Annotated in this window: 12 protein-coding genes; 6 read left to right on the plus strand and 6 right to left on the minus strand. The window is 46.4% G+C overall.

Annotation, left to right across the window (positions count from 1 at the left end; all coding sequences use genetic code 11):
- The first annotated feature begins 46 nt into the window (after window positions 1-46).
- Both mrcB and ABWW54_RS08840 read left to right on the plus strand, forming a co-directional pair.
- The gene (gene mrcB, locus ABWW54_RS08835) at window positions 47-2,581 is read left to right on the plus strand and encodes a penicillin-binding protein 1B (RefSeq protein WP_353411885.1); all 2,535 of its coding nucleotides are present in this window, start codon (window positions 47-49) and stop codon (window positions 2,579-2,581) included.
- Window positions 2,582-2,680: 99 nt separating this feature from the next.
- Window positions 2,681-3,235 (plus strand): tetratricopeptide repeat protein, encoded by a 555-nt coding sequence (locus ABWW54_RS08840; RefSeq protein ID WP_353411886.1) that lies wholly within the window; start codon window positions 2,681-2,683, stop codon window positions 3,233-3,235.
- A 345-nt stretch (window positions 3,236-3,580) separates the two neighbouring features.
- Here ABWW54_RS08840 and ABWW54_RS08845 read toward each other — a convergent pair whose 3' ends face one another.
- On the minus strand, window positions 3,581-4,030 hold the full coding sequence (locus ABWW54_RS08845) for a TspO/MBR family protein (protein WP_353411887.1): 450 nt from the start codon (window positions 4,028-4,030) through the stop codon (window positions 3,581-3,583).
- 15 nt (window positions 4,031-4,045) lie between these two features.
- A complete protein-coding gene (locus ABWW54_RS08850; protein ID WP_353411888.1) occupies window positions 4,046-4,591 on the minus strand; it encodes a gamma carbonic anhydrase family protein in 546 nt (181 codons plus the stop codon).
- 97 nt (window positions 4,592-4,688) lie between these two features.
- On the opposite strand from ABWW54_RS08850, the gene zapE reads away from it, so the two are divergent.
- On the plus strand, window positions 4,689-5,792 hold the full coding sequence (gene zapE, locus ABWW54_RS08855) for a cell division protein ZapE (protein WP_353411889.1): 1,104 nt from the start codon (window positions 4,689-4,691) through the stop codon (window positions 5,790-5,792).
- Between the two features lie 93 nt (window positions 5,793-5,885).
- Here the strand turns inward: zapE and ABWW54_RS08860 are convergent, their stop codons facing one another.
- Window positions 5,886-6,323, minus strand: coding sequence for a hypothetical protein (locus ABWW54_RS08860; RefSeq protein WP_353411890.1), 438 nt, complete (start codon window positions 6,321-6,323; stop codon window positions 5,886-5,888).
- The gene (locus ABWW54_RS08865) at window positions 6,317-6,712 is read right to left on the minus strand and encodes a DUF2782 domain-containing protein (RefSeq protein ID WP_353411891.1); all 396 of its coding nucleotides are present in this window, start codon (window positions 6,710-6,712) and stop codon (window positions 6,317-6,319) included. The genes ABWW54_RS08860 and ABWW54_RS08865 overlap by 7 nt, the downstream gene beginning before the upstream one ends.
- Window positions 6,713-6,806: 94 nt before the next feature.
- Here ABWW54_RS08865 and polA point away from each other — a divergent pair, with 94 nt between their 5' ends.
- The 3 genes from polA (at window position 6,807) to ABWW54_RS08880 (ending at window position 12,409) form a co-directional block, all read left to right on the plus strand.
- On the plus strand, window positions 6,807-9,557 hold the full coding sequence (gene polA / locus ABWW54_RS08870; protein WP_502907787.1) for a DNA polymerase I: 2,751 nt from the start codon (window positions 6,807-6,809) through the stop codon (window positions 9,555-9,557).
- A 161-nt stretch (window positions 9,558-9,718) separates the two neighbouring features.
- Window positions 9,719-11,134 (plus strand): L,D-transpeptidase Cds6 family protein, encoded by a 1,416-nt coding sequence (locus ABWW54_RS08875; protein WP_353411892.1) that lies wholly within the window; start codon window positions 9,719-9,721, stop codon window positions 11,132-11,134.
- An 18-nt stretch (window positions 11,135-11,152) separates the two neighbouring features.
- Window positions 11,153-12,409, plus strand: coding sequence for a L,D-transpeptidase family protein (locus tag ABWW54_RS08880; RefSeq protein ID WP_353411893.1), 1,257 nt, complete (start codon window positions 11,153-11,155; stop codon window positions 12,407-12,409).
- 42 nt (window positions 12,410-12,451) lie between these two features.
- Here the strand turns inward: ABWW54_RS08880 and ABWW54_RS08885 are convergent, their stop codons facing one another.
- Complete coding sequence (locus ABWW54_RS08885) at window positions 12,452-13,642, minus strand: M14 family murein peptide amidase A (protein ID WP_353411894.1); 1,191 nt, start codon at window positions 13,640-13,642, stop codon at window positions 12,452-12,454.
- 559 nt (window positions 13,643-14,201) lie between these two features.
- The gene (yihA, locus tag ABWW54_RS08890) at window positions 14,202-14,843 is read right to left on the minus strand and encodes a ribosome biogenesis GTP-binding protein YihA/YsxC (protein ID WP_353411895.1); all 642 of its coding nucleotides are present in this window, start codon (window positions 14,841-14,843) and stop codon (window positions 14,202-14,204) included.
- Window positions 14,844-14,972: the final 129 nt, after the last annotated feature.

The following is a 14,972-nucleotide window of genomic DNA, read 5'->3' on the forward strand; positions in this document are numbered from 1 at the left end:
TCGCCATCAGCGATGCGATTGAGGCGCAGTGTAAACTAGAAGAAAAATGACTGACAGAAACATCAAAAAGGCGAGCAAAAAAAAGACTCGCAAAAAAGTCGTGGGCAAGAAAGTTTCCAAAAAGGTTACTAAGAAAGCGGCTAAAAGGTCATCGGCAAATAAAGGCCGCTCCTCTAAGCGGGGTTCGGTGGGCGTAGCAGCGCGCACGAAAGGGATGTTACACACTGTCGGTTCAGGTTTAAAAGGTGTTTTTTGGCGGACTATTTTGGTCTTGCTGGTTATTTTTATTGGCTACACTGCCTATTTAGATGTTCAGATAAGAGAGCAATTTGAAGGGCAGAAGTGGGCGTTGCCAGCTCACGTTTATACCCGCCCTATGGAGCTCTATGTAGGGCAGTTGTTTGATGTGAAGGTGGTTGAGTCCGAGCTTGAGGAGCTTGGTTATCTCAAGGCAAATGAGATCAATCGGGTGGGGACATATCGATTGAGTAAGCTGGAGTTAGCCATCCATCAACGAGCATTTCGCTTTTGGGATGAGGCCAGAAAGCAGCAAATAACGAAACTCTCGATTCGAGATGGCCGTGTGTCGAGTATCAATGTTATCGATAGCATAGGTAATCGTACTGAGACCGAAATTGTGAGACTGGAACCACGGCTGTTTGGCAGTGTGTCCCCAATGAAGCACGAGGATCGCACATTGGTTCATCTCGATGACGTCCCTCAAGCGTTGATTGATGCCCTAATTGCTTATGAGGATCGACAGTATTATTCACATTTTGGCGTGAATTTTAAGGGATTGGCTCGGGTAGCTTATCAAGCTCTGACCTCAGGGAGAGTGCGTGGTGGTGGCAGTTCACTCACGCAGCAGTTGGTAAAGAACTACTATCTCTCCTCTGAACGCACCGTGCGCAGGAAGGTCGTGGAAATGATCATGGCGGTGCTTTTAGAAGTTCACTATACAAAGGATGAAATACTGCAGGCTTACATTAACGAAGTCAATCTTGGTCAGGCTGGTAATCGCGCTATTCATGGTTTCGGACTGGCTAGCCGCTACTATTACGGGAGGCCTTTGGGGGAGCTTAGCTTGAGTGAAATAGCGACTTTGGTTGCTATAAATAATGCGCCAAGTCGTTATAACCCGCTGCGTCGTCCTGAGCGCGTAGTGAAAAAGCGAGATGTTGTCTTGAGCGCAATGTTGAGCGATGGCAAAGTAGATCAACATCAATTTAATGTGGCCAGTTCAACGGTGTTGGGCTTGAGCCCTAACGCGAGCAGAGCTGCAACGCTTTCCTATCCCAGTTTTCTAGGGTACGTGCGGGAAAACTTAAGGGACGGATACCAGCAAGAAGATCTTCATAGCGAGGGGCTTCGAATTCACACAACCTTGGATCCTCGAATTCAGTCAAGCCTTGAACAGTCCGTTGCGGTTGAATTATCGCAGATTGAGAAAAGTCGAAAGATGGCGACAGGCCAATTGCAAACCGCGGCGGTGGTGATTCGAACCGATAATGGTGAAGTGGTGGCAATGTTGGGCGATCGAAACCCAAGCTTTGCCGGATACAATCGGGCACTCAAAGCACAAAGGCCGGTTGGGTCGCTGTTAAAACCCTTCGTTTTTCTTACTGCGCTTGAGCAACCTGAGGTATTTTCATTGGCGAGTTACGTGCAGGACAAAGCCATCACGGTAAAACAAAAAGGCAGTGTTGACTGGAATCCTAAAAATTACGATGGACTCGAGCATGGGGACGTGATGCTTTTAGATGCATTAGCGAATTCGTACAACTTGGCCACCGTTAATGTTGGGATGCAGCTTGGGTTAGATCGTGTGGCGGACACGCTTCAGCGAGCTGGTCACGACAAGCCGATTAGGGAGTTGCCTTCTATGTTGCTTGGCGCCGTTCCAATGACGGTGTTAGATGTTGGTAGGCTTTATTTGACATTGGCCTCAGGCGGATTCAAAACGCCAGTTAAATCAGTCAGATCTGTGCTGAGTCAAGAAAATGTGCCTCTTGCGCGCTATGCCTTGGATATCGAGCAAGCTATTTCGTCTGAGTACACACACCTTATTAACTATGCTTTGCAAGACGTGGTGAGAAATGGAACGGGGCGTTCTGTGTTATCAGGTTTTAAGTATGATTACGGCTTGGCGGGAAAAACCGGCACAACCAACGATTACAGAGACAGTTGGTTTGCAGGGTTCAGTGGTAATTACTTGACGGTGGTTTGGGTTGGGCGAGATGATAATCGGCCGACAGGTTTGACTGGTGCGAGCGGGGCGGCCCGTGTGTGGTCGAGAATCATGCGAAACATTCCTCAGCAGAGGTTGGAACTCAGCTACAGTGAGCAAATTGTTTCCCAGGAGGTGTTTTATTCAGAGGATCCTTTGGTTGGAGATTGCGAACTGTCCAGAACGTTACCGATGCTAATTTCCTCTTTGGAAATGAGTAACATATCCTGCGCTCATCGGATGCAGTATGACCAAGGTCGAGATGAGCAGCGACATTTTGAACCAGCAGGTGAGGAACAACCGATCCAGAGGAGAAAAAAGAAAAAATCTTTCTGGAAAAAAATATTCGGATGATTGGGGGTGTTCGGCGTAACATAGCCAGGTAAAGATTCGAAGATTGGCCCGAATAAGCGGTGTGTCGTCTCAGTCCTATTAAATACGATGATTACTTACATGATGAAAATGACTGAAAGTCGCAACTCTAAATGCCTACACAGTACTCTTAAGCGCACAAGGTTTGCTGTGCTGATATTAGGGGGCGCCATGTTGACTGGGTGTATCAGTGCATCATCTATTGATGTTCCTACGCAAGAGCCTGCTGTGATAGAAGATCGCGCTGTGGTGGATGGCGAGGCGTTGCCGCTGCCTGATGAGCCCAGATTGAACGTCGAAACGCTTGACGATAATCGTGCAATATCGCCTGTGGTTTCACGATTGCTGGCATCTGCTCAACAGCTAAAAAGAGCAAAGGATTGGGACGGAGCATCAGGAGCTTTAGAAAGAGCCCTCAGGATAGAACCCAGAAATGCATCGCTGTGGGCGAGTTTGGCCGAGATTAAGTTTGAGCAAAAAGAGTGGAAGGGGGCGCTTCAGTTGGCGGCAAAGTCTAATGCGTTGTCTGGCGGGGATGCCACTTTACGCAGACGCAACTGGTATTTAATGGCAAACGCTCACGAAGCTCTTGGTGATTTCGCCTCAGCACAACGTTTCCGTGACAAGTTAAACTAGACGCTAGTCAATTGTCTATTTAAATTTCATTTTCTTAGATTTAGCCGTCCTGTTACCCCATTTGGGGTATTTCTTTGTCTGGGTATCAATTCTATAGTTCGATGTATTGAGCTAGGTACCGCAGGTAACCAGCTCATTACCCAGCACTAATCTGAGGGGAGCCTATCGTTTATGAAGGTGTCAAGCCACGTGTTTGACTGGTGTAATGGCGTGGGGGTGACCGCCAAATGGTGGGGAATAAGTGAAGTTGACTTCTAGATTTACGTTGTTAGCGCGCTTTAACTAGGTCGAAGGGCAGTGGCGAGAGCCACTGCCCTTTTTTTGCTCGTAATAGTATTGCGGGGGCTAATTGTAAAGGTAAATGTATAGGTTTAATGAGCACGCTAAACAGACCCAGAAAAGGTAGGGGGTCATTAATAAGGCCGGCAACGTTAATGATAGTTTGTAGCTTCTCACGATAAACCAACCTATTAGAAACAGCAGAGTGATCAGGATAATGAGACCCACCAATACCCAGTGTTGGTGAAAGAATACCCAAGACCAGCTTGCATTAACCAACAATTGCGCCCACCAGATGCTAATCAGCCGAACATCCCTTGACTTTGCCGCTTGATGGCCTGCTATCGCAATCAGCGTGTAAAGTGCAGTCCATGCAATAGGGAAGACGATATTAGGCGGATTCCAAGGCGCCCGTGTTAATCCTTCATACCAATCTCCAGGTTGAAACAATCCGCCAAAGAAAAACACGAATAAGCACGCAATATAGTAAAACGGAGTTTTTTGAGAAAGAAACATAGATCTAATTGTGAATCAAAGGGTTAGTTTTTTGTGCTCTTGGGCTAGGCGAACGTAGCGCAGGCGGTTGGTTTCGAAAAACTCAAGATCGCGATCGTTGACATCTCTGAGCTTTTTAGCCGGTGAACCTGCCCACACTTCTCCCGACCTTACAACCTTCCCGGGGGTTACAAGCGCCCCAGCTGCAACCATGGCGCCTTGCTCCACAATGCACCCATCCATAACACAGGCTTGGATGCCGATAAACGCATTATCTTCAATCGTGCAGGCGTGTAAAACGGCGCTGTGCCCAACCGTAATGTCGTCACCCAAATACGTACCTTGGCCTAGCTCAGCACAATGAATCATAGTCAGGTCTTGAATATTAGTTCTTTTCCCGACGCGGATGTCGTTGACGTCTCCTCGCACAACGCAGCCGTACCAAACACTCGAGTGTTCACCAATTTGAGTATCTCCTATGATTGTCGCATTTTGCGCAATGAACGCGCTTTTGTGTATTTGTGGCGTAATGCCGTTGTAGGGGAGTAGCAATGTGGATGTTTGTGTATGCTTAGGGTTCATATTCGATCGCAGAGCATGCATTCGCCGATTGCATGCGTTTGAGTTAAACTTCACGCGACAACATTAACAAAATTGTGATGATAATCCAGTCGTTCTAATGCCTCATACGCCCTTATCTCGTTACCAGGAAGATCTAATAAAGCCGGATTTTGAGCCAGATGAGGCACAAAAGCTTGCCGTGGATAATTTGCAACGCCTGTATGATGACCTGGTTAAGTTTAAGCCAATTGAGGCGAATTTTTTGACAAAAATTGGGTTGAAAAAAGCGGCTCCCAAACGCCCTATTCAAGGGCTTTACTTTTGGGGGGGCGTTGGGCGAGGAAAAACCTATCTAGTCGATACGTTTTTTGAGTGCCTCCCTTTTGAAAACAAGATGAGAATGCACTTTCATCGTTTTATGCATAGAGTGCACGCTGACCGAAAGCAGTTGCGCGATCAAGAGGATCCGTTGGTAATCATTGGTAAGCGTTTAGCCAAAGAAACACGTGTTCTTTGTTTCGATGAGTTTGTGGTTCATGATGTTGCTGATGCGGTTATTCTTGCCAGGTTGATGAAAGTGCTCTTTGCTGAAGGCGTCACGTTAGTGGCCACCAGTAACGTTGAACCCAAAAACTTGTACAAAGGGGGGTTGCAGCGCGAATTGTTCATGCCCGCCATTGATATGCTCTATGAGTTCACAGATGTAGTAAACATAGATTCCGGGATTGATTATAGGCTACGCTTTTTAGATAAAGCCGAAACGTACTTCACGCCTAATAATGCTTCTGCGACTGAAGGTATGGTGTATAACTTTGAGCACCTAGCGCCAGACGATGGTATAGCCGATGCTCTAATAGAAGTTGAAGGTCGTGAGCTGCAATCAATACGTCGAGCCGATGGCGTAATATGGTTTAGCTTCGATGTCCTTTGCGACGGCCCAAGATCACAAGCTGACTATATCGAATTGGCTATGTGCTTTCATTCAATTTTGCTGTCGAATGTCCCTGTGCTGGACCGTTTGAAAGAAGACCAAGCAAGACGCTTTATTAACTTAGTTGATGTCTTTTATGACCACAATGTGAAGTTAATAATCTCGGCTGATGCGCCTGTTGATTCTCTTTACACAGGCAGTCGTAATGAATTTGAATTTAAGCGCACAATGAGCCGACTACAGGAAATGCAATCACACGATTATCTCGCTTTAGGGCACATTACCAAGTAGCTTGGGATCTCGGTGTTGTAGGGCTACGCGAAGTAGGTAGCCCTAGAGAATAAGTCTAACTCAGCCAGTGTTGGCGAATAGCGTCGCTTTAGCCTAGTCAGCGCTTAACTCGACCTCTGGTGTTACGTCTTCGGCAATCAAAGATTCTCCACAGTGCCAACTCTTAATTCGAACGCCCCGCTCGTTGTCACTGATGGTAAACCAGCTGTACCCTTCAAGTAATACACTGGTTTCCTCCTCTTCACCGTCTCGTTTGAATGTAAGCACAGAGTCGGCTGTGCAATTCTTGCTGGTGTAAATGTGACAAGCAGGGTATCCAAATTGGACGGCACGATGAAGCCGAGATTTCTTTAGAATATTGTGGCAACCAGGTTTTCTGGCCTTTCCGCGCGTAAACCAAAAACGATCTGAGATCCCGTCTTTATTAATCCGATAGAGCCTAAGATCCTGTCTTTCTTTTGCTTGAATGGTTGGCAAAACGGTCACGGATAGCGCTGCCAAAGCGCCTAAGACTATACGATATTTTACCAAGAGCCCAGCTTCCATTTTGGTAGGTTCGGCGTGTCTTCGAGGTCGATGCCGTTTGAATCGATCTGCCCATCGGAGTCATTTTCTTCTATGTATTGTTTGCTACCCGAAGAGTGCTCCAATTCGATTCTGTATACCTGTCCACTTTCTCTGCGAGACTCCGTGATAGTGGCTTCACCTAATAAGTTGTTGGATAAGGCTTCCGGCTCGTCATCGGTGGATGCGCTCTGGGCGTTTGATTCACCTTGATTTTGATCAGTTTCGGGTATGGCGGGCTCGCCCTTAGTGCTCTCGCCGAATGTTGGAGGGGGTGCTGTTTGGGCGATTACTGTGCTGAGTGCTAGTGAGAAACTTATCAGCAGCATAGAGCAAAAATGAATTAATGTTTTCATGGCAACTCTCCAGTCTATTTTTGATCATGGTATCATACGGATAGAGTTCAGCGGCTCTCAATAGCTAACTAAAATCGGCCGCAAGAATATAAAAATGACCACAATACGTGTTCAGACCAAACTTCATTCCCTTCAGGATACTATGGATCAACCACAGCACATTCTTATAGACGGCTCGTCTTATTTATACCGCGCATTCTACGTACCGCAACTCAAACGCATGCAGACAAAGGATGGACAGCCTACCGGGGCGGTGTTTGGCATTATGAACATGATAAAGAGTTTGATGCTTGAGTATCCAAATTCTAACATCGTGGCAATCTTTGATGCTAAAGGTAAGAACTTTCGGCATGAAATGTATTCGGACTATAAGGCTAATCGTCCGTCAATGCCTGACGAATTGCGCAGTCAGGTGGAATTCGTTCATCGAGGAGTTAAGGCTTTAGGAATTCCGTTGGTTGCGACCCCAGGTGTGGAAGCTGATGACGTCATTGGTGCCTACGCGAAGCATGCCAGTTCACAAGGTCAGAGTGTATTGGTTGCTAGCGGTGATAAAGATCTTGCTCAGATTGTTAACGATAAAGTCAGCCTAATTGACACCATGAAAAAGGTAATCATGGATGAGGCTGGCGTAGTGTCAAAGTTTGGTGTGCGTCCTGATCAGATTATTGATTACTTAGCGTTGATGGGCGATACATCGGATAATATTCCCGGGGTGCCTAAGGTTGGCCCTAAAACAGCCGTAAAATGGCTGTTAGAGTACGGCAGCCTAGACGGAGTGGTTGAGAATGCCGATAAGATAGGAGGGAAAGTCGGTGAAAATTTACGCGACTTTTTGCCTCAATTACCCCTTTCAAAGGACCTTGTCACAATTCGATGTGACATGGACTTGGAGGTTCCTCTTGCTGAGTTAAGACAGGAGGAACCGTCGCGAGAGGACTTGATTGATATATATCAAGCTTTGCAGTTCAAAAAATGGTTAGCTGAGATGGGCGAGGCCGTGACAAGCTCCAGTGATCAGCCTGTGCCTGAGTACGTGCCTGGCCAGTACGACTTGGTGCTAGATAAGGTGAGTTTTTCTGGCTGGTTAGAGCAACTGGTTGCGAGTGAGGGTTTCGCGTTTGATACCGAAACAACGTCAGTCAATGCTCAGGAAGCTGAGCTGGTCGGGGTGTCATTTTCGGTCGAGTCAGGTTTTGCCGCTTACGTTCCGGTGGCTCACACATATATGGGCGCTCCGAGTCAGCTAGATCGTGATTATGTTTTACAAGCTTTAAAGCCGCTTCTTGAAGACCCACAATTACCTAAAATTGGACAAAACCTTAAGTACGATATGAGTGTTCTTGCCAACTATGGGGTTAAGTTAAAGGGGGTTGCGTTTGATACCATGCTTGAGTCCTATGTGATCGACAGTGTTGCTTCACGCCACAGTATGGATGTCTTGTCTGAAAAGCATTTAGGTCATACGCCGGTGCCATTCTCTGAGGTGGCCGGCAAAGGCAAGTCTCAATTGACCTTTGATCAAGTGGATTTGGATAGAGCCGGTCATTATGCGGCGGAAGATGCTGATGTGACACTCCGTCTGCATCATCGATTAATGCAGCAGTTAACGGCTAGTCCAGCCTTGCATCGGATTTTCAATACCATCGAAATGCCTTTGGTTTCCGTGTTGTCTCGCATTGAAGATGTTGGCGTCTTAATCGATGACAATATGCTCTTGCAGCAGAGTCAGGAATTAGCTATGACCATGCAAAAAGCAGAGCAAACGGCTTATGAGCTAGCCGGAGGGGAATTTAATTTGGCTTCTCCCAAACAAATTCAAGAGGTACTTTACGATCGTTTGGGTTTGCCTGTTCTTAAAAAGACCCCTAAAGGTGCTCCTTCCACCGCCGAAGACGTGTTGCAAGAGTTGGCCATTGAGCATGAGCTTCCAAGGCTGATATTAGAGCACCGGAGTTTAGGAAAGCTCAAATCCACTTACACAGATAAATTGCCTGTGATGATAAATTCCAAAACGGGGCGTGTGCACACATCGTATCATCAGGCGGTAGCTGCAACGGGGCGTTTATCATCCAGTGATCCGAATTTGCAGAACATCCCTATCCGCACGGCGCAGGGGCGTCGCATTAGAGAGGCATTTATCGCGGAGCCCGGTTCGAGAGTGTTGGCGGCGGATTATTCGCAAATCGAATTGCGCATCATGGCTCACTTATCAGCGGATGATACGTTGGTCAATGCATTCAAAAATGGCTTAGACATTCACCGTGCGACGGCTGCTGAGATATTTGACGTACCGCTGGACGAAGTGTTGGACGAGCAACGCAGACACGCAAAAGCCGTCAATTTTGGTTTAATCTATGGAATGTCGGCTTTTGGCTTGTCTAAGCAGATTAATGTGGAGCGTAAACAGGCGCAAAATTACATCGATGCCTATTTCGCACGCTACCCTGGCGTCAAAGACTATATGGAGCATACCCGGGAGTTTGCGAGAGACAATGGGTTTGTGGAGACGGTGTTTGGCCGCCGCTTGTATTTACCTGATATTAATTCTAAAAATCACAACATGAGACAATATGCGGAGCGCACGGCTATTAATGCGCCAATGCAAGGTACTGCTGCCGACATTATTAAAATGGCAATGATTGAAGTTGATCGAACTTTTCATGGCCGCCCTGACGTTAAAATGATTATGCAGGTCCACGATGAACTGGTTTTTGAGGTAAAAGAGGAGGAGCTGGACTCAGTTTCTGCAAATGTTTGTCAAATTATGGAAGGTGTTGTTAATTTGGATGTACCATTAGTGGTTGAAGCGGGCTCTGGAATTAACTGGGCAAAGGCGCATTAACCCAGGGGACACTAAATTTGTCGTGTTTAAGACCTAAGTCGAGAAATGTGATTGTGAGACTACACTTTGGCCAAAGATGGTTTAAACTCCGTGTTTTCGAGAATAACCTAGGGTTTTGTTGTGATCTGGGAATTGGGGCAGGGTTAGGGGCCTAAAAGTAAATGGGAAAGTTACCTCTTAGAACCTTGGTGGTCGTGATTCTTGTTGTGCTTGCTTACTGGTTGTGGCCCGGCGGTGAACCAGATGAAGAAATACCGGAATCTGCGGCCGCTCAGCGTGTTGGGTTTAATGCTGTAACAGGGTCGTTAGTTGCAACAAATGAACGCGATGATAAGCAAGAGACGCGTGTCGCTCAGATAGAAAGAAAATCGTTAAATGAACCCCAGAGTCGTGATCTAGAAACACGATTTAAATTGGCTAACGAGACCTTGAGTGCAGGCGAGCGAGAATCGGCCGCCGAAGAGTTTAAATTGCTCACCCAAGATTATCCAAATTTTGTTGAACCCTACGTGAATTTGGCGGCGGTGCAAGCTGAGCTTGGTGAGCTCGAAGATGCCAGAGAGACCTTAATCGAAGCTTCCAATGCCAATCAGAGCACGAAAGTTCTTTTTGATAGTATTAAGCGAGTTCATGGCGCGTTAGCAGCACAGTCTTATCGGCAAGCTTTGGAAGCGTCTGATGCGTCGGAGGTAGCAGTAAGTCTGCCAAAAGTTAGCACTCTATCGACTGACTTTAGTCAGGCTGGAAAAATTTCCGAGCTTAACTCGCTATTAGAGGAGCAGCGTTCTAACGCGGTTGCTTTAAATGATGGTGCCGCGGAGCTTGAGATTGTCAAAGCGCAATTAGCTGAATTTAAAGCCAGGAATGAGGCATTTGTCTCTGAGCAGGAAGTCGAGTTATCGAGTTTGAATCAAAAGCTGAGTACGGCCTTAGAGCAGTCTAGGATTTATAAGGCTCAGTTGGATGAATCCCGAAAAATCACTGAGCTGGCAGACAGTGATTTGGTGGCAAAATTAAGGATTGAGCTTGGCAGTAAGGAGTCCGCGTTACAAGACTCGCAAAACAAAATAAACGAGTTAGTGTTAGCTAACGCCGATCTTTCAAATCAGGTAAAGCAGGCACAGCAAGCGACGGAGCCACCTGTCATCGTGGCGAGTAATGTCGTTACTCAGCAGCCTTCAGCAACAGCGGCCCAGAGCTTAGAACCCCAATTGATGAATGGGCGCCGTGAGATAGCCATTTCTCTCGTTAAAGCCTGGGCTCGTGCTTGGTCAACTCAAGATGTTAAAAGCTATGTTAGCTTCTATAAGTCTGGGTATCGACCAAACAATTCGGTAACTCATCAGCAGTGGCTCGATCAAAGACAAGTTAGGTTGACCAATAAGCGGTTTATTGAGGTTAAGGTGAGAGACTTTAGTGTTGACGTTGATGGTGCAAAATTTAATGTTAGCTTCACCCAGCATTATCGTTCAAATACGCTCGACGACACGATTCGTAAACAGCTTACTTTTTCTGTTCCGAATGGTGGCGATTGGGCAAATGCCAAGGTGACACGTGAGCGAATTGTTAAGCGCTGATAGTCGAGGGATAGGCGAGTGAAATTAACGTCGATGATCACTGTCGAACGGACGTCAGTCGGTATTGTTTGTGCATTTGCATTGGCGCTGATGAGTCACAATGTGATGGCTGATAAAAGTTCGGCTACCGGAGTTGCTATATCAAATAGTTTGCATGCGTTAGAGGCAAACGACCAATATGAACCCACGATCATTAACGTGTTAACCGTGCTTCAATCGGGCAAATTGGAAGAAGCGCTTGATTTGATTAACGTTCACCTAAAGCGATTTCCTAAAAGTCGAATAGGGCACCTGCTCCGTGCTGACATATTAAAAGGGATGGGCGGCGATTTGTCAGAAATTGGTGCCGGATCAGCTCTTCCCGCCAAGGAAATTCAGGGTCTGTCTCATCAGCTCAAGAATCGATGGTTGCACAGTAAGAACTTTGATCAGGCCGCTCACAAAAGGATTCCTGACTCGTTGCTCGATATTGGTGAGCATCCGTATGTTCTCGTGGCTGATATGCAGAAAGGGCGTTTGTACGTTTATGAGAACAATGATGGCCAAGCTGAGCTGATAAGAGACTACTACATGTCCGTTGGTTCACAGGGTTATGGTAAGCAGGTTGAGGGCGATAATAAAACGCCGATTGGTGTCTATCATGTTAATCGATATATCGAAGGGCAAAGGCTTCCGGATCTGTATGGCAAAGGCGCGTTTCCGGTTAATTACCCAAATCGCCTTGATCGCTTTTTAAAGCGCACTGGGTACGGCATTTGGTTGCATGGAACACCGTCAAGCACGTACGCACGTTCCCCGTGGACCAGTGAGGGCTGTTTTGTGCTGAGCAACGATGATTTGCTCGATATTGCTCAATTTGTGAGTGCTGAGGCCAAAACTCCCGTAATCTTGAGTGATCAAGTTAATTGGGTTGACCGTCGTGATTTACTGTTGCGAAAAGACGAGTTTCTGTCGGTGGTAGATCGTTGGCGACGTGACTGGGAGAGCATTGATACTGAAGCTTACTTGTCCCATTACGTTCAAGAAGATCTGAATTTTGGTGCCATTAATTTCAAAGGTTGGGCTAACGCTAAGCGTAAAGTGAATAAAGGTAAGACCTTTATTCAGGTTGATTTAGATATCCACGAAATGTTCGTTTACCCAGGCGAAAAAGACATGTTCGTCATTAGTTATACGCAGAATTATTTGAGCAATAACTACTCAGGGCAAACACAAAAAAAACAATATTGGAAACGTTTAGACAGCGGGCAATGGAAAATCCTTTTTGAGGGGTAGGCACTCTATTTTCTATGGACGATACTGTTGGTTTTGTTAAAACTAAAAACTCTTATTGTTGCCTAGATTTTTTTTGAGCCAGCTTACGATATCCTCCCAAATTTTGTCCGAATCGTTTTCGCTGGGCATTTCCCAAGCGTGGGGCAGCTCTAGCGTGATAACCGGTATGTTGAGATTTATTCCGGCGTAGTTTCCCAGTGAGCCGGGGTAAGTGCCCAGTAAGTTTAAATGCAATTTACCGAGGCTTTTGGGGGCTGTGTTAAGCTGCTGCGCATCAAAGTCCACGACCCCGTACGGCGCATGGACGGCGATAATAGCGTCGGGCTTGAAGCGCTTGATTTCATCAACCAACCATTGAGTTTCAGGCTCACTGTTAGGTAGGTCACCGGGAAATTTTCGTGGGTCTTTTCCGTTCTTGTTTTGCCAATAAGCAATCGCGTTTTTATCCCAATCGGTTGAAGGAAGGTTGCGATTTAAGTCGACCCCATTTTCGTTCGTGCGCTCAGCAGAGCGTTTGAGTAGGCCGTCAGGGTTCATAACGGGGAGCACTCGCCAGTGAAATAATCCAGAGTGAAATTCACGAAGAGTTCCTATCCAGCGGAAGACCACACTTACTGATGTAAGCTCATCGCCATGAGTTCCGCCAATAAGAAGAACTTTGCCCAGCGGGTCCTTGCCTTCTAGTGGAGGAAATTCTTTAAGCATTAAAGGGGTTCCCAAGACGGATTTACAGCCAGTGGGCTGTAAATTGTAGGTCTTGCACGCTTTCTCACTTACGCTCGCAAGGCGGTTTCCAATCTTGGTGCAGAACTCAGAATCGCTTATCGAGCGCGTGTCAGAGGCTGGCGAAGTAGCGTCGGCGCAGGCAGGAGGCATGTCCTCTGCATCGGGTGCTGCTATGGTTAGAGCATCTTCGCTTTCCGCAAATCCGATGGACTCGATCAGTTTGTCGGCTTCAGCGTTTGGTTCTGGTAAGGCGGATTCTGCGTTTGAAGTTCTTTCGTTTGATTTGCCTTCAGCAAGATCTTGTTTTTCAATCGATATCAGAGAGTGGTTAATCTCTTTGTCGTTTTCTGTGTGACTGTCTTGAGGTTGGTTTTGAGTAATCATTGAGGCTTCTTCCGTTGCCTCGTTTCTTGTGTCATTTTCTTCAGGCTTGCTGCCGTCCTCAGGGTGGCAGCCATTTAGAGCAAGAATAATAAAGAGTGTGCAACCTAAAAAACGAATTTTCATGTTCCCCAAATGTTTAAACATAGTCTTGAACAACTGAATGGTTGCTCGAGGGTGTTTATATCGAATGCATTGATACGGTCGAGTATAGCGTATAAGAGGTCGGGCAAACCCGATAGATCTAAGTATTTTAGTGCTTAAAGCCTGGCGAGTTAGCGCCGCCTACTTCAATCCTAGTGGCTTATACAAATGGCAGTTTCTGGTGATTGTTGATGTCAAAACGCGGTAGCGGTGCGTGGCACAAAGCCTTTTCCGGAAAGCAGGAGAGTCTTGGTTTGCAAAAATTAAAGATGTCTAGAGCAGGCGAAATACCGTGTGTGTGGTATTCCAAGGGGATGTCGTTTGGGGGGGGGCTGCCTGCCCTAGACAATTCTTGCAAAAAGTAACGCTCGATAGGAACCTTACCTAAATCGTTCAGAGATCGTGAAATCGCCTATCTTTACGTCAACCAAAACAATGATGAAATGGATCAAATGATAACGATTCTACTTCTCAAGTGGGCGTACGATAAATCAAAAGTGTTGCTAATACAAGACACTTTCTAGGCTTTTGTGAAAATAAGTTACGTGCCTTCAACCCACTCGCTGATTTGTCCGCGCATTGCGTTGACTCCAGTGAAATTCAAGGACGAAAATGGCTCTACGCCAAATTGCCCTTTGATTGACTCAAGCTCTCTCTCAACCTGCAGAACGGTGCTGGCGATTTTTCCTCTTTTGTATTTATCGGCCTTAGTAAGTAACACCTGCGTTGGCAACTCAGAGTCGCTGGCCCACTTTATCATTTGCCGGTCTAGGTCGGTTAAAGGGTGTCTAATGTCCATCAATAGAACGAGCACAATTAAGTTTGTTCGTTCAGTCAAATATTTATGGATGGTCGCTTCCCATTCTTTCTTCACGGCTAGCGGTACCTGTGCAAATCCATAGCCAGGCAGATCCACTAGTCGAGCCGTCTCGCCAAGAGAGAAAAAATTGATTTGTTGGGTTCGACCTGGAACTTTACTGGTTCTGGCTAATTTCCGACGGTTGCATATTGCGTTAATGGCGCTTGATTTACCTACGTTTGAACGCCCTGCAAAGGCGATTTCCACCAATGAATCTTCTGGAAATTGGCTAGGTTTGGCTGCACCCAAAATAAATTCCGGTGAGCGCAGAGCAAGAGGAAGGGCTGATTCATGCTCAGCCAACTGAGTTTTATCTGATGTCATCTTGGCATTCTAACAAAAATCGGCGCTTTCCTTTGTCTTAAAACTAAGATTCCTCCGATTGTTAGTTCGAAAAACAGAAATCTAAATTTTGCTAAAACCGCCTCCCTAACTTGAGAATATGCACTGTAA

Origin of the sequence: Arenicella sp. 4NH20-0111 (assembly GCF_040366405.1) — a bacterium.
GTDB lineage: Bacteria > Pseudomonadota > Gammaproteobacteria > Arenicellales > Arenicellaceae > Arenicella.